The sequence below is a fragment of the Microbacterium sp. genome, from assembly GCF_043427715.1.
Lineage (GTDB): Bacteria > Actinomycetota > Actinomycetes > Actinomycetales > Microbacteriaceae > Microbacterium.
Genome location: NZ_JBHWTD010000052.1, coordinates 15,613 through 36,285, shown reverse-complemented (window position 1 = coordinate 36,285; position 20,673 = coordinate 15,613). Strand labels below are relative to the sequence as shown.

The 20,673-nt window shown below is 70.3% G+C and carries 13 protein-coding genes, 1 tRNA gene and 1 other RNA gene; 12 read left to right on the top strand and 3 right to left on the bottom strand.

Going from position 1 to position 20,673, the window contains the following annotated elements:
• Positions 1-2,630 (bottom strand): pyruvate dehydrogenase (acetyl-transferring), homodimeric type (gene aceE / locus ACHFGS_RS05570; RefSeq protein ID WP_394289262.1); only part of this gene is annotated, 2,630 nt, incomplete at its 3' end.
• 188 nt (positions 2,631-2,818) lie between these two features.
• On the opposite strand from aceE, the gene ACHFGS_RS05565 reads away from it, so the two are divergent.
• The 4 genes from ACHFGS_RS05565 (at position 2,819) to rnpB (ending at position 5,753) form a co-directional block, all read left to right on the top strand.
• Positions 2,819-2,891 (top strand) — tRNA-Val (locus ACHFGS_RS05565).
• A gap of 1 nt (position 2,892) precedes the next feature.
• Positions 2,893-3,624 carry a zinc ribbon domain-containing protein gene (locus tag ACHFGS_RS05560; RefSeq protein ID WP_394278573.1) on the top strand — a complete coding sequence of 244 codons (732 nt, stop codon included), beginning with the start codon at positions 2,893-2,895 and terminating at the stop codon, positions 3,622-3,624.
• A gap of 4 nt (positions 3,625-3,628) precedes the next feature.
• Positions 3,629-5,359 (top strand): bifunctional 3'-5' exonuclease/DNA polymerase, encoded by a 1,731-nt coding sequence (locus tag ACHFGS_RS05555; protein WP_394289261.1) that lies wholly within the window; start codon positions 3,629-3,631, stop codon positions 5,357-5,359.
• Positions 5,360-5,391: 32 nt separating this feature from the next.
• Positions 5,392-5,753: RNase P RNA component class A (gene rnpB, locus ACHFGS_RS05550), an RNA gene on the top strand.
• Between the two features lie 24 nt (positions 5,754-5,777).
• Here the strand turns inward: rnpB and ppgK are convergent.
• Complete coding sequence (ppgK, locus tag ACHFGS_RS05545; protein ID WP_394289260.1) at positions 5,778-6,599, bottom strand: polyphosphate--glucose phosphotransferase; 822 nt, start codon at positions 6,597-6,599, stop codon at positions 5,778-5,780.
• A 72-nt stretch (positions 6,600-6,671) separates the two neighbouring features.
• Between ppgK and ACHFGS_RS05540 the strand changes: the two genes are divergently transcribed.
• The 8 genes from ACHFGS_RS05540 to ACHFGS_RS05505 all read left to right on the top strand — a co-directional run bounded on the left by ACHFGS_RS05540 (position 6,672) and on the right by ACHFGS_RS05505 (position 19,060).
• A complete protein-coding gene (locus ACHFGS_RS05540) occupies positions 6,672-6,878 on the top strand; it encodes an SPOR domain-containing protein (protein WP_394289259.1) in 207 nt (68 codons plus the stop codon).
• A 51-nt stretch (positions 6,879-6,929) separates the two neighbouring features.
• Positions 6,930-8,267 (top strand): type I glutamate--ammonia ligase, encoded by a 1,338-nt coding sequence (gene glnA, locus ACHFGS_RS05535; RefSeq protein WP_394289258.1) that lies wholly within the window; start codon positions 6,930-6,932, stop codon positions 8,265-8,267.
• 4 nt (positions 8,268-8,271) lie between these two features.
• The gene (locus tag ACHFGS_RS05530) at positions 8,272-11,244 is read left to right on the top strand and encodes a bifunctional [glutamine synthetase] adenylyltransferase/[glutamine synthetase]-adenylyl-L-tyrosine phosphorylase (RefSeq protein WP_394278743.1); all 2,973 of its coding nucleotides are present in this window, start codon (positions 8,272-8,274) and stop codon (positions 11,242-11,244) included.
• 55 nt (positions 11,245-11,299) lie between these two features.
• Positions 11,300-12,259, top strand: coding sequence for a DUF808 family protein (locus ACHFGS_RS05525; protein ID WP_394278684.1), 960 nt, complete (start codon positions 11,300-11,302; stop codon positions 12,257-12,259).
• A 73-nt stretch (positions 12,260-12,332) separates the two neighbouring features.
• Entirely contained in the window at positions 12,333-14,717 is a 2,385-nt protein-coding gene (locus tag ACHFGS_RS05520; protein ID WP_394289257.1) for an FtsX-like permease family protein, read from the top strand.
• Complete coding sequence (locus ACHFGS_RS05515; protein ID WP_394289256.1) at positions 14,714-17,392, top strand: FtsX-like permease family protein; 2,679 nt, start codon at positions 14,714-14,716, stop codon at positions 17,390-17,392. The genes ACHFGS_RS05520 and ACHFGS_RS05515 overlap by 4 nt, the downstream gene beginning before the upstream one ends.
• A gap of 4 nt (positions 17,393-17,396) precedes the next feature.
• The gene (locus ACHFGS_RS05510; RefSeq protein WP_394279015.1) at positions 17,397-18,383 is read left to right on the top strand and encodes an ABC transporter ATP-binding protein; all 987 of its coding nucleotides are present in this window, start codon (positions 17,397-17,399) and stop codon (positions 18,381-18,383) included.
• Positions 18,380-19,060: an ABC transporter ATP-binding protein gene (locus ACHFGS_RS05505; protein WP_394279014.1), complete on the top strand. Its 681-nt coding sequence runs from the start codon at positions 18,380-18,382 to the stop codon at positions 19,058-19,060. Before ACHFGS_RS05510 ends, ACHFGS_RS05505 begins: the two co-directional genes overlap by 4 nt.
• A 64-nt stretch (positions 19,061-19,124) precedes the next feature.
• Here the strand turns inward: ACHFGS_RS05505 and glnA (ACHFGS_RS05500) are convergent, their stop codons facing one another.
• Positions 19,125-20,549, bottom strand: coding sequence for a type I glutamate--ammonia ligase (glnA, locus tag ACHFGS_RS05500; RefSeq protein WP_394279013.1), 1,425 nt, complete (start codon positions 20,547-20,549; stop codon positions 19,125-19,127).
• Between the last annotated feature and the right edge of the window lie 124 nt (positions 20,550-20,673).

Below are 20,673 nucleotides of genomic sequence, written 5' to 3'. Positions count from 1 at the left end.
ACCTGCTGCGCGAGCGCCTGGAGGGCACGCACGGCGATCGACGGCCCGTCGATCTTGAAGAAGCGTCGTGCGGCGGCACGCGTGTCGGAGAACCCGAAACCGTCGGCTCCGAGCGTCCAGACGTCGTGCTGGACCCAAGGACGGATCTGGTCCTGCACGGCGTGCATGAAGTCGCTGACCGCGACGATCGGGCCCTCGGAGCCGGCGAGCTTGTCCGTGATGTACGCGGTGCGCGGCTCTTCGGTCGGGTGCAGGAAGTTGTGCTCGTCGACGGCGAGGCCGTCACGGCGCAGCTCCGTCCAGCTGGTGACCGACCACACGTCGGCGACGACGCCCCAGTCCTCCTTGAGGAGCTTCTGTGCCTCGTGCGCCCACGCCAGGCCCACGCCGGAAGCGAGGATCTGGGCACGGTGCCCGTCGCCCTCGCCCACCGAGACGCGGTGGATGCCGCGAACGATCCCGTCCACGTCGACATCCTCGGGCTCCTTGGGCTGGACGATCGGCTCGTTGTACACGGTGATGTAGTACATGACGTTCGGGTCCTCGTGCTCGCCGCCGTACATGCGCTCGATGCCCGACTGCACGATGTGGGCGATCTCGTACCCGTAGGCCGGGTCGTAGGAGACCGTTGCGGGGTTCGTGGACGCGAGCAGGTGCGAGTGGCCGTCGGCGTGCTGGAGGCCTTCACCGGTGAGGGTTGTCCGCCCGGCGGTCGCGCCGATGATGAAGCCGCGCGCCATCTGGTCGCCCGCAGCCCACTGGGCGTCGCCGGTGCGCTGGAAGCCGAACATCGAGTAGAAGACGTACACCGGGATCAGCGGCTCGCCGTGGGTCGCGTACGACGTGCCGACACCGGTGAACGCGGCGAGGGCGCCGGCCTCGTTGATGCCCACGTGCATGATCTGGCCCTGCGGGCTCTCCTTGTAGGCCAGGAGCAGCTCGCGGTCGACCGAGGTGTAGTTCTGGCCGTTCGGGTTGTAGATCTTCGCCGTCGGGAAGTACGCGTCCATGCCGAACGTGCGCGCTTCGTCGGGGATGATCGGGACGATCCGGTTGCCGAAGTCCTTCGCCCGCAGGAGGTCCTTCAGCAGTCGGACGAACGCCATCGTGGTGGCGACCTCCTGCGTGCCGGAGCCCTTCTTCGGCAGCGCGTAGACGCTGTCGTCGGGCAGGTTCAGTGAGGTGTACTTGCTGCGGCGCTGGGGGAGCGTGCCGCCGAGCGCGCGACGACGCTCGATCATGTACTCGATCGTCTCGTCGCCGGCACCCGGGTGGTAGTACGGCGGCTCGTAGGGGTTCTCCTCGAGCTGTGCGTCGGTGACCGGGATCTGCATCTGGTCGCGGAACAGACGCAGGTCGTCGAGGGTCATCTTCTTCATCTGGTGGGTCGCGTTGCGTCCCTCGAAGTGCGGACCGAGGCCGTAGCCCTTGACCGTCTTGGCGAGGATGACGGTGGGCTGGCCCTTGTGCTCCATGGCCGCCTTGTAGGCCGCGAACACCTTGCGGTAGTCGTGGCCGCCACGCTTGAGGTTCCAGATCTGCTCGTCGGAGTAGTCCTTGACCAGGGCGGCTGCGCGCTCGTCGCGGCCGAAGAAGTGCTCACGCACGAAGGCGCCACTCTCGGCCTTGTAGGTCTGGAAGTCGCCGTCGGGGGTGACGTTCATGAGGTTGCGGAGGGCGCCCTCCGAGTCACGGGCGAGGAGGTCGTCCCACTCACGGCCCCAGACGACCTTGATGACGTTCCAGCCTGCGCCGCGGAAGAAGCTCTCCAGCTCCTGAACGATCTTTCCGTTGCCACGGACGGGACCGTCCAGGCGCTGCAGGTTGCAGTTGACGACGAAGGTCAGGTTGTCGAGACCCTCGTTGGCGGCGACCTGGAGCTGACCGCGGCTCTCGACCTCGTCCATCTCGCCGTCGCCGAGGAAGGCCCACACGTGGCCGTCGGAGACATCCTTGATGCCGCGGTTGGTCAAGTACTTGTTCGTCATCGCCTGGTAGATGGCGTTGATGGGGCCGAGGCCCATCGAGACGGTCGGGAACTGCCAGTAGTCCTGCATCAGGCGCGGGTGCGGGTACGACGGCAGACCGTTCGGGGCGGCGGAGGCCTCCTGGCGGAAGCCGTCGAGCTGCGTGGCGGAGAGTCCGCCCTCGAGGTACGAGCGGGCGTACATGCCGGGGGAGGCGTGTCCCTGGAAGAAGATCTGGTCGCCGCCGCTTTCGTGGTCGGGGCCGCGGAAGAAGTGGTTGAAGCCGACTTCGTAGAGCGCCGCCGATGACGCGTAGGTGGAGATGTGACCGCCGACCCCGATGCCGGGACGCTGAGCGCGGTGCACCGTGATGGCGGCGTTCCAGCGGATCCAGCGGCGGTAGCGGCGCTCGAGCTCCTCATCGCCGGGGAAGGCGGGCTCGTTCTCGGGAGCGATCGTGTTGATGTAGTCGGTGGTCGGCACCTGCGGCACGTTCAGGTGCAGCTCGCGGGAGCGCTGCAACAGGCTCAGCATGATCTCGCGGCCGCGGCCGGCTCCCCGTGCATCAACGAGCTGCTGGAGGGATTCCTGCCACTCTGACGTCTCTTCGGGGTCGCTGTCCTGCGGGCCCTGCGAGTACGGATCCTGATCGTTGACAGTCACAAGAGGCCTTTCGTCGCCTGGCAGATCGTGCCAGGAATGAGGGGGTGAAACGAGCGCGGGCTTGTCCGCCTCACACAACTCGCTTGTCCTCAGCCTACCCATTCCGGGCGGGCCGGTGCCGCCGTGGAGAAGACGGGGCGACGGGTTACCCGATCGCCCCGCCGCCGCCTCGTAGACTGGAGGCACCAGGGCCTTTAGCTCAGCTGGTAGAGCGCCACGTTTACACCGTGGATGTCGTCGGTTCGATCCCGGCAGGGCCCACGTGAAAGCCGCACCCGCAGATCAGGCCCGACTGCTCGACCTCGCCGCCCTCGATGAGGAGCTGCGCCGAGCGGAGGCAGCCCGGGCGAACCCGGCACAGTCTGCACGGGTGAAGGAGCTCCTGGCGGTGCGCGCGACGCAGTCGACCGAGCTGACCCGTCTCCTCGGGGTCCGTGACGATGCGCAGGCGGAGCTCTCCCGCATCGAATCCGATGTCGCGCTGGTGGACGCGCGCAGCGCTCGGGACGCGGAGAGGCTGGCTGCATCCACCAATTCGAAGGAAGCGCAGGGTCTCGAGCATGAGATCGCCTCGCTCGCCAAGCGCAAGAGCGACCTCGAAGACGCAGAGCTCGACGTCATGGAGCGGCTCGATGTGGTCGGGCGCGAGATCGAGGCCCAGGAGGCCCTCATCGCGGCGACCAACGACGAGGGCGCCCGGCTGAGCGCCGAGGGCAAGGCTGCGGTCGCCGCGGCGACGGCACGCATCGATGCCGCGACGCGTGACCGTGCAGCGCTCACGGCCGACCTCCCCGCCGCGCTCCTCTCCGCCTACGAGCGTCTCGCCGCACGAGGCGTCGGTGCCGGTCTGCTCCAGCGGCGCACCTGCGGAGCGTGCCGCATGGTGCTCTCCGGCACCGACCTGAACGTCGTCCGCGCCGCGAGCGAAGACGACGTCGTGATGTGCCCCGAGTGCGGCGCGATTCTGGTGCGCGGCGAAGACTCCGGCCTGTGATCCGATGACCGTGGCGGCGGCGCCGGAGGGCGCCGTCTGGGTCGTTCTCGGCGAGGACGGCGAGGGCGCGGTCTCGACCGTCTTCCTCGGGTCGGACGGTGCCGTGCTCGAACGGCGCCGGATGCCGCGCGCCGACCTGCCGGCATCCATCGCCGCGACGGTCACCGACCTCCGCTGGGTGTGGAGCGACGCGTCGCACTGGTACGTGCCGCTGGTCGCCGCCGGTGTCCGCGTCGCGCGCTGCCACGACCTGCGACTCTGCCATGCGATCCTCCGTGACAGCGCGGCGGTGTCTGACGCCGCGGCTCTGCGGGCGGCGGGGGAGTGGGACGCTCCCGCTGCGGCGGCTCCCGACGGGGGCGCTGCGCTGTTCGAGCTGGAGGGGGACACCGGCTCGACGGCGGCGGTCCCGCACGGCATCGAGGCGGCGCTGGTCGAGTTCACGCGGCAGCGTGAGGCATCGGCGAACGGTGCAGGGGCGCTCCGACTGCTTCTGGCAGCCGAATCGGCGGGTGCGCTGATCGCGGTCGAGATGAACGCGGCGGGTGTGCCGTGGGACGCCGACGTGCACGACGACATCCTTCGGGAGCTTCTCGGTGACCGTCCCGCGCCCGGGCGGCTCCCTTCTCGGGTCGAGGAGCTGGCGGCGAAGGTGCGCGCGGCACTCGGCGACGCCACCGCGAGTCTCGACTCGCAGCCCCGATTGCTTCGCGCCCTCCACCGGGCAGGTGTGCTCGCGGCATCCACGAGCAAATGGGAGCTGGCAGAGTACGACCACCCCGTCATTGAGCCGCTCCTCGCCTACAAGAAAGCGACGCGGCTGCTCAGCGCGAACGGCTGGGCCTGGCGGGAGGAGTGGGCGCCGGATGGGAGGTTCCGGCCCGTCTACGTGCCCGGCGGTGTGGTCACCGGCCGGTGGGCGTCCTCCGGCGGCGGCGCGCTGCAGCTGCCCCGGCAGCTGCGCCCCGCCGTCCGCGCCGACCCCGGTTGGGCGTTCGTCGTCGCGGACGTCGCGCAGCTCGAGCCGCGGGTGCTTGCGGCGATGTCGCGAGACACCGCCCTCGCCGGCAGCGCCCGCGGCACCGATCTGTACCAGGGCATGGTCGACCGTGGGGTCATGCCCACCCGGCAGGACGCGAAGATCGCCATGCTCGGCGCGATGTACGGCGCGACGACCGGCGACAGCGGCCGTCTCGTCCCGGCGCTCCGGCGCGCCTACCCGAAGGCGATGGGCCTGGTCGATGCGGCCGCCCGCACCGGAGAGGAAGGCGGGGTCGTCTCGACCTGGCTCGGTCGCACCAGCCCGCCGCCTCCGCCGGAGTGGCACGCGCTCCAGGGGCGGGCAGGCGACCAGGACGCCGCCGACGCTGATCGCACGCGCGCGCAGCGATCCGCGCGCGACCGCGGCCGCTTCACGCGCAACTTCGTCGTGCAGGGCACCGCCGCCGAGTGGGCGCTGTGCTGGCTCGCCGATGTCCGCACCCGGCTCGCCGCCCTGCCGCCGGTCTCACCCGCGCAGGCCGCGCCGCGCTCCGGCATCCTTCACGGCCGGCAGGCGCACCTCGCCTTCTTCCTCCACGACGAGATCATCGTGCACACGCCTCTCGAGCAGGCGGATGCCGCCGCGGCGGCGGTCCGGGATGCCGCGGACGCCGCGACCCGGCTGCTGTTCGGCGAGTTCCCGCTCGACTTCCGGCTCGACCTTCATATCCGTGAGGACGCCGGGAAAGCGTGAGACGGCGCCCCGCGTAGACTCGAGGATGCGAATGGGTCGGCTGGACGGTCGCGTTGCGGGTGACCGCACCGAGGAACGTCCGGGCTCCACAGGGCAGGGCGGTGGGTAACACCCACCCGGAGTGATCCGCGAGACAGTGCCACAGAGAGCAGACCGCCTCGGTCTTCGACCGGGGTAAGGGTGAAAGGGTGGTGTAAGAGACCACCGGGGTCGTGGTGACACGACCCGCACGGTAAACCTCGCCCGGAGCAAGGCCAGACAGGGGATGTTGACGCGGCTCGCCGAGTCCCCGGGTAGGCCGCTGGAGCGGCACGGCAACGTGTCGCCGAGAGAGATGACCGTCCACGGGGCGCACGCCCCCGGACAGAACCCGGCGTACAGGCCGGCCCATTCGCCCTCTCGCCCGGCGACGCGCGCCTCAGCGCGTCGAGCGGCTTGCGAGGTCCTCGGTGATCGAGTCCAGCGCGCCCGGCTTCTCACCGGCGAGCGCGAGCGCCGCGGCGCCGATGATCCCCGCGTTGTTGCGGTGCACCGCCGGTACGATCTCCGTCTGCAGGTCGAGCAGCGGCAGGAACTTGTCGGCGTGCTTGGAGACACCGCCGCCGACGACGAACAGGTCGGGGCTGAAGAGGAACTCGAGGTGGCTGTAGTACCACTGCAGGCGCTCCGCCCACGCGTCCCACGCCAGCTCGTCGCGCTCCATCGCCGAGTAGGCGGCCCACGCCTCGGCATCCCGCTTGTGATTCGCGCGGTGCAGGTGGCCGAGCTCGGTGTTCGGGATGAGCACGCCGTTGTAGATCATGGCGGTGCCGATGCCGGTGCCGAGCGTCGTCAGCAGGACGAGCCCGTTGCGGTCTTGAGCCGCGCCGTAGCGGAGCTCAGCGACGCCGGCGACATCCGCGTCGTTGGCGAAGTGGATGTCACGGCCGAGGCCTTCCTCGAAGAAGTCCTCCGCCTCGAAGCCGATCCACGTCTGCGCGACGTTGGCCGCGGACATCGTGCGACCGTTCTTCACGATCGCGGGGAAGGCGACGCCCAGCGGCACATCGGCGTCGGTGACCTCGAGCGTCTCGAGCACCTGCCGCACCGCGCCCAGCACGTCGTCGGGCTCGGCGCCCTTGGGAGTGGGGACCTTGATCCGATCGGTGAGGAGGCGGCCGTCGGAGAGATCGACCAAAGCCCCCTTGATACCGGTCCCGCCGATGTCGATGCCGACGGCGGCGGTGGCGCTCTTCGTCATGGTCAAGAGCCTAGACCGCGCACCACCACCGGTTCGTAGGATGGGACGACCCCGAGGCCGAGGAGGGCCGACATGAGCGAGAACGAGCAGTACTGGTACAACCTCACGACGAAGAAGGTCGAGCGAGGCTTCGAGTCTCCCGCCGTCGACCGGGCCGGGCCTTTCGCGACCGAGGCCGAGGCGGCCCGGGCCCCCGAGATCATGGCGGAGCGTTCACGGCAGTGGGCCGCCGACGACGCCGAGGACGACAACTGGGGATCTTCCGCTTCGCGTGGCTGAGGGCTCGTGGCGGGGCGATAGTCTGGCAGTCAACCGGCGGGGAAGGATGCGATGGACAAGCAGCGTGACTTCGTTCTGAGGACGATCGAGGAACGAGGGGTCAAGTTCATCCGACTCTGGTTCACCGACGTGACCGGCACCCTCAAATCGGTGGCCATCGCGCCCGCCGAAGTGGAGGGCGCCTTCGCCGAGGGACTCGGGTTCGACGGATCGGCGATCGAGGGCCTCACCCGCTCCTATGAGTCGGACCTGCTCGCGCACCCCGACCCCGCGACGTTCCAGATCCTGCCGTGGCGCGGGGAGATCGACCCGACCGCGCGGATGTTCTGCGACATCACGACGCCCGACGGGCAGCCCGCCGTCGCCGACCCCCGCAACGTGCTCAAGCGCACGCTCGCGAAGGCCGCGGACGCCGGGTTCACGTTCTACACGCACCCCGAGATCGAGTTCTACCTGCTCAAGTCTTCGACCGTCGGCCCGAACGGGCCCGAGCCGGTCGACTCCGCCGGGTACTTCGACAACGTCCCCGGAGGCACTGCGCACGATTTCCGTCGCCGCTCGGTGCGCATGCTTGAAGACCTCGGGATCTCCGTCGAGTACAGCCACCATGAGGCGGGGCCCGGTCAGAACGAGATCGATCTGCGGTATGCGGACGCCCTGGCCACCGCGGACAACATCATGACCTTCCGCACGGTCATCAAGGAAGTCGCGATCGAGCAGGGCGTCTACGCCACGTTCATGCCGAAGCCCCTCGGCGGGCAGCCCGGAAGCGGCATGCACACGCACCTGTCGCTGTTCGAAGGTGACGTCAACGCGTTCTACGAAGAGGGCGCTCAGTACCAGCTCTCCAAGGTCGGTCGGCAGTTCATCGCCGGGCTCCTCCGGCACGCCAACGAGATCTCGGCGGTCACCAACCAGTTCGTCAACTCGTACAAGCGCCTCTGGGGCGGCGACGAGGCGCCGAGCTTCATCTGCTGGGGTCACAACAACCGGTCGGCCCTCGTCCGGGTGCCCATGTACAAGCCCAACAAGGGTCAGTCGACCCGCGTGGAATACCGCGCCCTCGACTCCGCGGCGAACCCGTACCTCGCCTACGCCCTCATGCTCGCGGCGGGGCTCAAGGGGATCGAGGAGGAGTACGAGCTCCCGCCCGAGGCCGAGGACAACGTGTGGTCGCTGACCGACGCGGAGCGGCGCGCGCTCGGCTACGGATCGCTGCCGGCGAGCCTCGACCACGCGCTCGAGTACATGGAGGAGTCGGAGTTCGTCGCCGAGACCCTCGGCGAGCAGGTCTTCAACTACGTGCTGCTCAACAAGCGTCGCGAGTGGCAGGAGTACCGCGCGCAGGTGACGCCGTTCGAGCTCCAGAAGAACCTCGAGATGCTCTGAGGCGATGGCCTCGACCGAGCGGCGCGCGGCCCTCACCGACCTCGCGCGGGCGGGCTTCGCCGACCTGACGGCGTCCTCCGCCGCTCTCGACGAGCTGGCGGAGCTCGTCGAGCTGTCGCGGGAGCAGCTCGTCGCCGGTGCCGAGCAGGCGGCGGACCCCGACGGGGCCGTCCACGCCTCGCTGCGGATCGCGAGGCGGGATGCCGCGGCCCTCGGCCGCGCGCTGCGCGAGACCCCGCGGGTGCTGTGGCTGCTCCTCGGAGCCTCGAGCGGGCTGGCTGAGTTCTTCCTGCGGCATCCGGACGAGCTCGACGCGCTGAAGGGGGCGGGGGAGCGCCTCCCGAGCGCGGAGGAGATGCGGGATGGCCTGCAGGAGGCCGTCGCTGCCCAGGACGGTTTCGCCGCGGCATCCGATGAGTCGGCGTGGGTCGCCCTGCGCGTGCGCTACCGACGCTTCATCGCGCGCATCGCCGCCTTCGACCTGTCCGCGCCCGACCCGACGGCCGTGCTGGCACCGGTCGCGGCGGCGCTGGCAGACGCCGCGGGCGCCGCGCTCGGCGCCGCGCTGTGTGCCGCGAGGACCCGCGCTGCGGCACTGTTCCCCCGCGAGCAGGTCGCCCAGACGCGACTCGCGATCATCGGGATGGGCAAGACCGGTGCCCGGGAGCTGAACTACGTCAGCGACGTCGACGTGATCTTCGTCGGCGGCGCGGCGGAGGGCACGGAGCTTTCCGAGGGGCGTGCGATCGACATCGCCACCCGGCTGGCGACCCTGACGATGAGGGGCATCGCCGACGTGGAGGTGGAGCCGCCGCTGTGGGAGGTCGATCCGAACCTCCGCCCGGAGGGCAAGCAGGGCGCGCTCGTCCGCTCCCTCGACTCGCACCTGTCGTATTACGACCGGTGGGCGAAGAGCTGGGAGTTCCAGGCGCTCCTCAAGGCCCGCCCGCTCGCCGGCGACATCGCCCTCGGCGAGGACTACTGCGATGCCGTCGCTCCGAAGATCTGGACCAGCAGCGCCCGGGAGAACTTCGTCGACAGCGTCCAGCGCATGCGCGAGCGCGTCACCGACCACATCCCGCCCGCCGAGGTGCCGCGCCAGCTGAAGCTCGGCCCCGGCGGCATCCGCGACGTCGAGTTCACCGTCCAGCTGCTGCAGCTCGTCCACGGCCTCGCCGATGACCGCATCCGGCAGCGCGGCACCCTCACCGCGCTCGACGCGCTCGTCGCAGAGGGGTACATCGGGCGGGCGGATGCCGCGGCTTTCGGCCAGCACTACCGCACGCTCCGCGTGCTCGAGCATCGTCTGCAGCTGCGACGTCTGCAGCGCACGCACCTCATGCCCGAGGAGGAGGACGAGCTGCGGGTGCTGGCGCGCGCCTCCGGTGTCGCCGCGGATGCCGCGGGCGTCCGGTCGCTCTGGGAGACGATCAAGCAGCAGGTGCGTGACATCCACGTGCGGCTGTTCTACCGGCCACTCCTGTCCGCCGTCGCCGCGCTGCCGGCGGACGAGCAGACCCTGTCGTCGGCGCAGGCGCACGACCGCCTCGCCGCGATCGGTTTCCGGGACCCCGCCGGTGCGCTGCGTCACATCGGCGCGCTCACGAGTGGTCTCAGCCGTAAGGTGACGATCCAGCGGCACCTGATGCCGGTGATGATCCGGTGGTTCGCCGACGGTGTCGATCCGGACGGGGGACTCATCGCGTTCCGGCGCATCAGCGAACGGCTCGGCGACACCCCCTGGTTCCTCCGCATGCTCCGCGACTCGTCGGGCGCCGCGGAGCGGCTCACCCGTGTGCTCTCGGGTTCGCGCTACGCCGCCGACCTGATGGAGTGGATCCCCGAGGCCGTCGCGTGGCTCGACTCCGCCGAGCAGCTGCGCCCCCGCACCGGGTTCGCCCTGCAGCAGGAGGCGCGAGCCATCCAGGCGCGTCACGAGCAGATCTCCGACGCGATGCGGTCGGTCCGGGCGCTCCGGCGACGAGAACTCCTGCGCCTCGCGCTTGGCGCCCTCCTCGGAGAGATCACGATCGCCGAACTCGCGGTCGGGCTCACCTCCATCAGCGAGGTGACGATCCAGGCGACGCTGCGCGCGGTCTGGCGCGAGGTCGTCCCGCCCGAGGACGATGCGATGGACTTCGCCGTCATCGCGATGGGCCGGTTCGGCGGCGCAGAACTCGGCTTCGGTTCGGACGCCGACGTCATGTACGTGTACGACCCGAACGGTGTCGACCCGCAGCGTGCGCAGCAGCTGTCGGTCAAGATCGTGCACGCGCTGCGCACACACTCCGAAGACCACCGCGCTCCGTTCGAGCTCGATGCGGGTCTCCGCCCGGAAGGGCGCAACGGCCCGCTCGCGCGATCGCTCGACGCCTACGCCGAGTACTACCGGAGATGGTCGCTGTCGTGGGAGGCGCAGGCTCTCCTGCGGGCGCGGGGCGTCGCCGGCAGCGTGAAGCTGATCGCGAAGTTCATGGCCCTCGCCGACGAGGTGCGCTATCCGATCGATCCGGACGAGCAGGGGCTCCGCGAGATCAAACGCATCAAGGCGCGCGTCGAGAACGAGCGTCTGCCGCAGGGGGTCGACCGCTCCCGCCACCTCAAGCTGGGTCCGGGTGGATTGAGCGACGTCGAATGGCTCGTGCAGCTGTGGCAGCTCCAGTACGCCGCCGACGTCGAGGGCCTGCGCACGACCTCCACGACGGCCGCCCTCGAGGCCGCCCGTGGGGCGGGTCTGGTGCAGGATGCCGCGGCTCAGCGACTCTCGGAGGCGTGGTGGCTGGCGAGCAGACTCCGCTCGGCGAACACCCTCCTGTCGGGTCACACGAGTGACGTGCTGCCCACCGACCGGGGGAAGCTCGACGGTATCGGCCGTCTGCTGGAGTATGCGCCCCGCTCGGCCACACAGGTCGAGGAGGACTGGCTGCGGACCGCCCGGCGAGCGCGGCGGGCGTTCGAGTCGCTGTTCTACGGGTGACGTGGCCTACTGTTGATCCGCGGCGCGAAGCGCGTCACCGTCCCGGAGGAGTCGAATGTCCGTTGGTCTGCTCGCCGTCGTCGACGACATCCTGAGCGCTGCGCTCAAAGCGTCGGCGAAGTCCGCCGGTGTCGTGATCGACGACGCCGCTGTGACGCCGCAGTACGTGCAGGGCATCACGCCCGCACGCGAACTCCCCGTGGTCGGCAAGATCGCCCTGGGCTCGATCGCCAACAAGTTCCTCATCATCATCCCGATCGCGCTGCTCCTGACGGAGTTCGCCCCGGATGTCCTGCCGTACCTCCTCATCATCGGAGGCGCCTTCCTGTGCTACGAGGGGGCCGAGAAGGTGCTGGAGTGGTTCGGCTTCTCGCACGGTCACAAGGACGAGGGCGCCCGCGACGAGAAGAAGCTGGTGTTCGGCGCGATCCGCACAGACCTCATCCTCTCCAGCGAGATCATGCTCATCTCGCTGTCCAACCTCGAAGAGGGCATGGATATCTGGCAGACGCTGGCGATCCTGGCGGTCATCGCTCTGCTCATGACCGGCATCGTCTACGGGGCGGTCGCCCTGCTGGTCAAGATCGACGACATCGGGTTGCGGATGGCGAAGAGCCCGGTGCGTCGCGTCCGCCACAACGGCGCGCGCATCGTCCTCTCCATGCCGGCGGTCTTCCGAGCGATCAGCATCATCGGCACGGTCGCCATGCTCTGGGTCGGGGGTCACCTCCTGCTCGAGAACCTCGGCGAGGTCGGTCTGACGATCACGACCGATCTTCTCCACGGGGTGGAGCACCTCCTGCATGACCTGGGCGGGGTGATCGTCTGGATCGGGGAGACCGTCGTCTCGGCGATCGCAGGCTTCGTCGTCGGCCTCATCATCGTCGGCGTCATCCTGCTGATCGGACGCCTGCGCGGTCACGGTCACGACGGCCCCGACGCGGCATCCCCCAGCACACCACCCACGCGCACTGACCGCGAGACGCGTCGCGCCTGCGGCCCGTCTGTGGTGTAGCGGTGCGGGTCGATTGCCGTCGGTTAGGTTGGCAGAGACCACGTCACGCTGACAGCCGCGGAGGGCCGATCCGATGTCCGACCTCCGTGTGCGTGGTCTGCTGCGACTCGCGCGCGCGAGGGCCAGGGCCCAGCGGCCTCTCCTCCTGCTGTCGTCGCTGACGGCGGCCGTGGCGGTGGCCACGATCGTCGTGACCGTGACGTGGCTCCAGCGTGCGGCCGTCGTCCCGTTGCCGCCTGCCGGTGTCGATCCCGCGGTCCACGCGGATGAGAGCGCCGTGGGCGTCGCCGGACTGGTTGCCGCCGCGCCCGCACTCGTCGTCGTCGTGGTGCTGGTGGGCGCGGCCGCGTTGGCCCAGGTCGCGCGTCTGGTCTCGATCGCGCGCGAACGCGAGGACGCCACGCTCCGTGCGCGCGGGCTGTCCCGCTTCCAGGCGAGGAGCGTCGATCTCGCCGAGGGCGCCGTCCTCGTCACGGTCGGCGTCGGCGTCGGGCTCCTCCTCGGGCTCGGGGTGTCCCTCGCGACGGGCGTTCCCCTCGATTCCCTGGCCGCGGTGGGGTTCGCTCTCCTCCCCGCCGCCGTCGTTCTGGTAGGCGTGTACGTCGTCGCCGTCGGCGGGGGCGGTCGGACGAGCACCGCGCGGGCCCGCACCGTCGGCTCCCTCCTCGGCGTCGTCGTCATCGTCCTGTCGTCCATCCTCGTCATCTGGCAGCTGCCGCAGGCAGAGCCCGGGCGCGCCGACCCGGTGGTCGCGATCGCACCCGCCGTGATCCTTGCGGCGGCCGCGGTGGTCGCGCTGGCAGCCTTCGGTGCCGTCGTGGTGGCGTGGGCTGCGCCGCGCGGTCGTCGGCGTGGTCTCGGCTGGGTGCTGCCGGCCCGGCAGGTCTCGCGTCGGCTGCCGGTCTTCGGGGCGGCTGTGGTTCTCGTCTCGTTGGCGGCCGGCAGCGTCGTGTTCGCTTCGGCGTACGGCGCCACGTGGCGTGCGGAGGCGACGACGGCCGCGGCGGTGCGTGCGGGGGCTCCCGTCCGCGTCGATCTGGCGCCGCAATCCGCCTCTACCGAGCTCGTGCAGATCGCCCGCGGTGTTCCCGGAGTCCGGGCCGCGGCGGGCGCGCTCATCCAGCCGGTCGAGGTGGGGTCATCGTCCGCGGAGCTCATCGCGCTCCCCGCAGCGGTGCCGGGTGTCATGGTCGACGGATCGGCGAGTGCGTCCCTCGAGGCGATGAGCACACCGGGAGCGGCTCCCGGTCTCGGCGACGGCGCCTCCGGGATCCGCGTCGAGGCTCTGGTGACGGGTCCCCCCACGGTGCAAGACGAGGCTCACGTGAGAGGTGGCATCGACGTCCAGGGCCGGGCGCCGGTGCAGGGCGTTGCACTTCCCGCAGTGAGACTGTCTGCGATCGTCATCGACGCCGGCGGCGTCCCCGCGACCATCGCTCTGCGGTTCGGCGATCCCGAGCCCGTTCCGGGCGGTGTGCGCCTCAACGCCGAGGCGGCGCTCCCGCCGGGCGCAGCGCCCTGGCGTGTTCTCGCCCTGGTCGCCGGCACGGGACCGGGGGTCGGGACGCGAGAGGCCACCGTGTCCGTCAGCGAACTCGTCGCCGTCGGCGGCGACACCGTGTCGACTCCTGGCGAGACGTCAGTGGTGGCGGGGGGTCCGCAGTCGCTGCTCTGGGCCGCTGCCGGCGACGCGTCGTCGGCGCTGCCCGTCGGCGTCACGTCTGCCTTCGCGGAACGACTCGGCCTCGTCACGGGCGACACTTTCTCTCTCCGTTACGAGGGGAGCGGTCGACGCGTCGACGCCGTCGTCGATCGGATCCTCTCCGCGATCCCCGGTTCGTCGACAGATCTCGCCGTCTTCGCACCGCTCGAATCGCTCCTGGTCTCGCAACTCCAGCGCGGCACCTCGGTCGTCCCGCCGAATTCCGTCTGGCTGGACGCCGCGCCGGGGGCAGCCGGGGCGGTCAGCGCCGCGCTCGGCGACAGGGCGGTCCGAACCGCTCAGCCAGGACCGGGCACCGCGATCGTGGGCGCGTTGACCGGGGCGTGGTGGGTTGCCGTGGCGGGGACGGTGGTTCTGGCCGTCATCGGCGCTCTGGCGATCTCTCGGACTCTCGCACACGCGCGGCATCCCGACCTGGGGATCCTTCGAGCGCTGGGGGTGACCGCGCGTCAGCAGGCGCGGATGCGCGCGACGGAGCTCACGGTCGTCCTCCTCCTCGCCGTTGCCCTCGGCGCGGTTGCCGGGGCAGTCGGGTCGGCTCTCATCGTGCCGCCGCTCATCCAGGCGACGACGCCGGGCCTGGGCGCCGTCAGCGGAGTGGTCGCCTTCGAGGGCGGCGGCCTGGCCGCGGCAGGGGCGGCTCTCGTGATCGGTCTGATCGTCGTCGTCGGGGCCGCGGCGGGAGGCGCCGCGCGCCGCGCACGACACGCGATGGTCGGGGAGGACGCACGATGAGCGCGCGGTGGTCGACGGCCGCGCTGATCCGCCGGCACCTCCAGGCTCGCGCCGCCGGTGGCGCGGCGCTCGCCCTGCTGACCCTGGTGCTGTCCCTCCTCGCGGGCCTCGCGCCCGTCGCGCTGATCCAGCTCGCTGACGCGACAGTGCGAGACCGGGTGGACGGTCTGTCAGCGACCGTGCGCGATGTGACATCCACCACGTTGGGCATCCCGCAGGTCGGCTCGTCGGAGCCGGATGCCACCGCCGAGGAGGTCTGGGCGAGATTCCTCGCGGCCGGTGAGCAGGTCCGCTCCACAGCGGCGGAGCCCTTGCCCTCGCTGCTCTCGCCCGTGCGGGCGGTCGCTCGGGTGCAAGACATGCCGCTCAGCGTCGACCCGCGGACGAGGCTGATCTCATTCGCCTTCTCGCCCGGCTACGAGGACGAGATCGACCTCGTCGATGGGCGGCTTCCCCTACGTCCGTCCCCGGGCGGCAGGTGGGAGATCGCGCTCTCCGAGTCGACGGCGACACAGATGGAGTGGACGGTGGGGGAGACCCGCGTCACGGAGACCGTCGATGGCGACGTCGAGATCACACTCGTCGCGATCTTCGTCCCGAGAGACCCGGACGGCGAGTTCTGGGTGCACGCGCCCTCGATCCTCGAGCCCCACGTCTTCGACGACGGCAACGCGCCGCGGGAGGTCACCGCGACCGGCTTCGCGAACCCCGCCGCGCTGGCGGATCTTGCGGGCTTCGACACGGTGGCGTCCCGAACGGACGCATGGTTCCCCGTCGATGCGAGTGGCATCGACGCGGAGGCCGCGGTCGCGGCGCTGCGAGGGCTCACCTCCGTCGGCCAGGTGTTCGGGCAGAGCGCCGACGGTCCCGGCATCCTCGGCGTGCGATTCGAGGCGGCGATGACCGCCGAGATCGAACAGGCGCTCGGACAGCAGCGTTCGACGCTGGGCGTGATCGCGATGCTCGTCGCCGGTCCCGCCGGGGTGTCGATCGCGGTCCTCGTCCTGGCCTGCCGCATCGTGCTCGAGGCGCGTCGCCCCGCCCTGCGGCTGCTGTCTGCGCGCGGGGCGTCCCACGCGCAGTTGCGCGGACTGCTCGTCACCGAGGGCATTGTGTGGGCCGTGCTGCCCGCAGCCGCAACGATCGCCGTGACCGCAGCCGTCGGTCTTGTCACGGGGGGACCCGCGACGCCCCTGGTCGCGTTCCTCCCGGCAGCGGCGGTGGGACTCGCCCCCGTCGGCATCCTCGCCGCGCTCGCTCCGGCAGCAGCCGAGCGCGCCGCGAGGGCGGACCTCGGCACCCGCGGGTCCCGCTCACGACTCCTCCTCAAGGGGACGGTGATCGCTCTCGCGGCCATCTCCCTCGTCCTCCTCGCCGTACGGGGCTACACCGACGGGGTCGACCTGCTGCTTGCCGCCGTGCCCCTCCTCCTGGCGCTCGCGGCATGCGTCCTCACCCTGCGTCTCTATCCGCTGCCGCTGCGGGGCCTCCTGGTGCGTGCACGTCGCAGCAGCGAGGTCAGCGGTTTCCTCGGCGCAGCGCGCGCCCTCCGCGAACCGACGATCGGCGCGACTCCGGTCCTCGCGCTCGTCGTCGGGGTGTCGGTCGCGGTCTCCAGCGGCATCCTCCTCTCCGTCCTCGACGCCGGCGGCGAAGAGGCCTCGCGTGCGCGGGTCGGATCGGATGTGCGCATCACCGGACCGCTGTTCACCGCGGCACAGCTCGACCACCTGCGTGCCGTCGCCGGAGTCTCCGGTGTCGCCGGCATCTCCGGCGCGGAGACGGCGCGTCTGGAGATGGACGGGGTCGACATCGCCACGGCCGTGTTCGTCATCGAGTCCGACGCGGTGCGGGAGGTGCAGGGTGACGGGCCGGGCCTCCTTCCGCCCGGCGTCGCGCTGGATCTCCCGTCGACGGATGCGGTGCCCATCATCGCCTCCGGCCCGGTGGCGGACGCGATCGGCGACGCCGATGTCGTGCGCGTCGACACCACACCCGTAGAGGTCGTCGGCGTGACGCGTGGGCCATCGCCGACCGGGTCCCGCGAGAACTGGGTGGCGATCGACGCGGGAGTGGCAGAAGAGGTCCTCGGCAAGGATCCCTCCGATCGGACCGTGCTTGTGGGGCTCGACGTCGGAGCTTCCCCCGCTGAAGTCTCCGACGCCGTCCGCGGTGTCGTCAGCCCCGCCGCGCGCATCGAATCGGTCGCCCAGGTCGACGCGGAGACCCGATCCGGACCCGCGGTTCAGGGCGTGCGGACCGCGCTGACGGTGGCGACAGCGGTCGCGGCGCTCCTGGCCTCTTTCGCGATCGCCATGACGCTCGTGCTCGGTTCGGGCCCGCGGCGACGCGTCGTAGCGCTGCTGCGCACGCTCGGCGCACCACGTCGGGTCGCACGCGACCTCGTCGTGTGGGAGGTCGGCCCGCCCGCCACCGCCGCGCTCGTGGCGGGGGCGGCCTTCGGTGCGCTCATCCCGCTCGTGGTCATGGCCGCCGTCGACCTGCGACCCTTCACCGGGTCCACCGTCGCACCGGCATACACGGCGGATGCGGGAATCCTGCTGCTGTGCGTCGGCGGATTCCTCGTGAGCGCGGCGGCACTCACGGCGATCGCGCTCGCGGCATCGCGTCGCACACCGACGGAGAGCGCGCTCCGCACCGTCGAGGAAGGATGAACAGATGACTGATCCCGGTGGGCTGCGGCCCCGCACCCGGCCTCGGCGGGTCGAGGCGCCACCCCGGAGTGACCTGCCGGACATCCTCTGCGCCGACCTCGTGCGCATCTTCAAGGTGCCCTCGCGCACCGGACCCGGGATCGAGGTGCAGGCGCTGCAGGGACTCAACCTGCGGGTGGACCGCGGCGAGCTCGTCGCTGTCGTCGGTGCGTCCGGATCGGGCAAGTCGACGCTGCTCTCGATCCTCTCCAGTCTCGATCAGCCGACGGCGGGTGTCGCGAGCGTGGCGGGCCATGATCTCCTCACCATGAAGGAGAAGGAGCGGGTCTCGTTCCGTCGGCACAGCGTCGGCTTCGTCTGGCAGCAGACCTCACGCAACCTCCTGCCCTACCTGACGGCGTCCGAGAACATCGCTGCGGCCCTCGCCATCGGGTCGGCGAGGATGTCGGGCTCGCGAAAGCAGCGCGTGGCGGAGCTGCTCGACCTCCTGGAGGTCTCCCACTGCGCCGACCGTGCCCCCGCCGAGATGTCCGGCGGCGAGCAGCAGCGCGTGAGCATCGCCGTCGGCATCGCCAACGCGCCTCGCGTTCTCCTCGCCGACGAACCGACGGGTGAGCTCGATGACGACACGAGCGTCCAGGTTCTCGAAGCGATGCGTGCGGTGAACCGCGAGCTCGGAGTCACCACGCTCATCGTCACCCACGATCCCACCGTTTCCGAGCACGTGGCCCGGACGGTCCAGATCAGAGACGGACGCACGTCGACGGAGGTGCTGCGCCGGATGCGGGTGGACGAGCACGGCGCAGAAGAGCACGTAGCGGAGGAGTATGCGGTCCTCGACCGGGTCGGCCGCCTTCAGCTCCCCGACGATTTCGTCGCGGCGCTCGACCTCCGCGATCGCGTGAGGCTGGCGCTCGAACCCGACCACGTCGGGGTGTGGCCGGGTGTCGACGGCGACCTCGTGCCCCGATCGGAAGGGGAGCCGACATGACGTATGCGCTGCACGGCGAGGGATTGAGCCGGACCTTCACCTCAGCTGCCGGCGACGTGCATGCCTGCATCGACGTCGACATCGCGGTGTCGCCGGGGGAGCTGGTGGTCGTGCGCGGACCGTCGGGGGCGGGGAAGACGACGCTTCTCAACATGCTCGGCGGTCTCGATCGTCCCGACGCCGGTCGCGTGCGCTTCGGTGAGGTGGATGCCACCTCGCTCGGCGAGGACGACCTCGCCGCGCTGCGGCGGGAGCGTCTTGGCTTCGTGTTCCAGTCCTTCGGGCTGATTCCGGTTCTGTCGGCTGCGGAGAACGTGGAGCTCCCGCTTCGCATCCGCGGCGTCGCCGCGGAGGAGCGCGACGCCCGTGTCGCCGGGGCTTTGCGCCTGGTCGGTCTGTCCGATCACGCGCAGCAACGACCGTCCGAGCTCTCGGGCGGGCAGCAGCAGCGCGTCGGCATCGCGCGTGCCGTTGCCGGCGACCCGGCTGTGCTGATCGCCGACGAGCCGACCGGGCAGCTCGATTCGCGGACGGCGACCGCGGTGATGGATCTCATCGGGTCGCTGGTCCGTGAGCGGGGTCTCGCCGCGGTCGTGTCGACGCATGATCCGCTGCTCGTCCAGCGCGCCGACCGTGTCATCGAGCTCCACGGCGGCCGCGTGGTGGCATCCACGTAGACCGGGCAGGACGCGGAAGAGCCCGCCAGGCGGACCTGGCGGGCTCTTCGCGGTGTCTGACGGATCAGACCCCGAAGTACAGCTCGAACTCGAACGGGTGCGGGCGCTGGGCCAGCGGCTGGATCTCGTTCTCGATCTTGTAGTCGATCCAGGTCTCGATGAGCTCCTCGGTGAACACGTTGCCGCGCGTGAGGAACTCGTGGTCGGCGCGCAGAGCCTCGAGCGAGTCCAGCAGGCTGTTGGGCACCTGCGGGATGCTCTTGGCCTCCTCGGGCGGAAGCTCGTAGAGGTCTTTGTCGATCGGCTCGTGCGGCTCGATGCGGTTGATGATGCCGTCGATGCCGGCCATCAGCTGCGCAGCGAACGCGAGGTACGGGTTGCCGGAGGCGTCGGGCGCGCGGAACTCGATGCGCTTGGCCTTCGGGTTGGAGCCCGTGATCGGGATGCGGATGGCTGCGGAGCGGTTGCCGGCCGAGTAGACCAGGTTGACCGGAGCCTCGAAGCCCTTCACCAGACGGTGGTAGCTGTTGAGGGTCGGGTTGGTGAAGGCCAGGACGGCGGGCGCGTGCGCCAGGATGCCGCCGATGTACCAGCGCGCGATGTCGCTGAGACCGCCGTAGCCCTTCTCGTCGTAGAACAGCGGCTCGCCGCCGTTCCACAGCGACTGGTGCGTGTGCATGCCCGAGCCGTTGTCGCCGAACAGCGGCTTGGGCATGAAGGTCGCGACCTTGCCCCACTCTTCCGCCGTGTTCTTGACGATGTACTTGAACTTCAGGATGTCGTCCGCGGCGTGGACCATCGTGTCGAAGCGGTAGTTGATCTCCGCCTGGCCGCCGGTGCCGACCTCGTGGTGGGCGCGCTCGAGGTGCAGACCCGCCTCGATGAGCTTGAGGGAGATGTCGTCACGCAGATCCGCCTGCTTGTCGACGGGGGAGACGGGGAAGTAGCCGCCCTTGTACGGGGTCTTGTTGGCGAGGTTGCCGCCCTCCTCTACGCGCCCGGTGTTCCACGCGCCTTCCTCGGAGTCGACGAAGTAGAAGCTCTGGTTCTGCTTCACGTCGTAGCGGACGTCGTCGAAGATGTAGAACTCGGCCTCTGGCGCGAAGAAGGCGGTGTCGGCGATGCCCGTGGATGCGAGGTACTTCTCGGCCTTCTTGGCGACCTGGCGGGGGTCCTTCGCGTAGATCTCTCCCGTGCGCGGGTTGTAGATGTCGAAGACCATGACGAGCGTCTTGGCCTCGCGGAACGGGTCGATGTACCCGGTCGTCACATCCGGGATCAGCTGCATGTCCGACTCGTGGATGTTCGCGAAGCCGCGGATCGACGAGCCGTCGAAGAGCTGGCCGACCGTGAAGAACTCCTCGTCGACGGTCGAGGCCGGGATGTTGAAGTGCTGCTGCACACCAGGAAGGTCCGTGAACCGGATGTCGAGGAACTTGACGTCCTCGTCCTTGATGAACGCGAGCACCTCGGATGAATCTTTGAACATGGAGTCTCCAAGATCGGTGCGTTGGTGTCGCCTGTCGGATCAGGCGCTCCTCGAACCTATCCCGAGCCAGTTGCTCGGCAGTATCCCCGGTGTTTCGGGCGTGTTACGCGAGCGCGATTAGGCT

What these genes read in the sequence shown, in the direction of transcription:
- ACHFGS_RS05530 (WP_394278743.1), top strand. Translation starts at nt 8,272, where the DNA reads ATGGCCTCGACCGAGCGGCGCGCGGCCCTCACCGACCTCGCGCGGGCG.
- ACHFGS_RS05505 (WP_394279014.1), top strand. Translation starts at nt 18,380, where the DNA reads ATGACGTATGCGCTGCACGGCGAGGGATTGAGCCGGACCTTCACCTCA.
- ACHFGS_RS05510 (WP_394279015.1), top strand. Translation starts at nt 17,397, where the DNA reads ATGACTGATCCCGGTGGGCTGCGGCCCCGCACCCGGCCTCGGCGGGTC.
- ACHFGS_RS05520 (WP_394289257.1), top strand. Translation starts at nt 12,333, where the DNA reads ATGTCCGACCTCCGTGTGCGTGGTCTGCTGCGACTCGCGCGCGCGAGG.
- ACHFGS_RS05540 (WP_394289259.1), top strand. Translation starts at nt 6,672, where the DNA reads ATGAGCGAGAACGAGCAGTACTGGTACAACCTCACGACGAAGAAGGTC.
- ACHFGS_RS05525 (WP_394278684.1), top strand. Translation starts at nt 11,300, where the DNA reads ATGTCCGTTGGTCTGCTCGCCGTCGTCGACGACATCCTGAGCGCTGCG.
- glnA (WP_394289258.1), top strand. Translation starts at nt 6,930, where the DNA reads ATGGACAAGCAGCGTGACTTCGTTCTGAGGACGATCGAGGAACGAGGG.
- ACHFGS_RS05555 (WP_394289261.1), top strand. Translation starts at nt 3,629, where the DNA reads ATGACCGTGGCGGCGGCGCCGGAGGGCGCCGTCTGGGTCGTTCTCGGC.
- ppgK (WP_394289260.1), bottom strand. Translation starts at nt 6,599, where the DNA reads ATGACGAAGAGCGCCACCGCCGCCGTCGGCATCGACATCGGCGGGACC.
- glnA (WP_394279013.1), bottom strand. Translation starts at nt 20,549, where the DNA reads ATGTTCAAAGATTCATCCGAGGTGCTCGCGTTCATCAAGGACGAGGAC.
- ACHFGS_RS05515 (WP_394289256.1), top strand. Translation starts at nt 14,714, where the DNA reads ATGAGCGCGCGGTGGTCGACGGCCGCGCTGATCCGCCGGCACCTCCAG.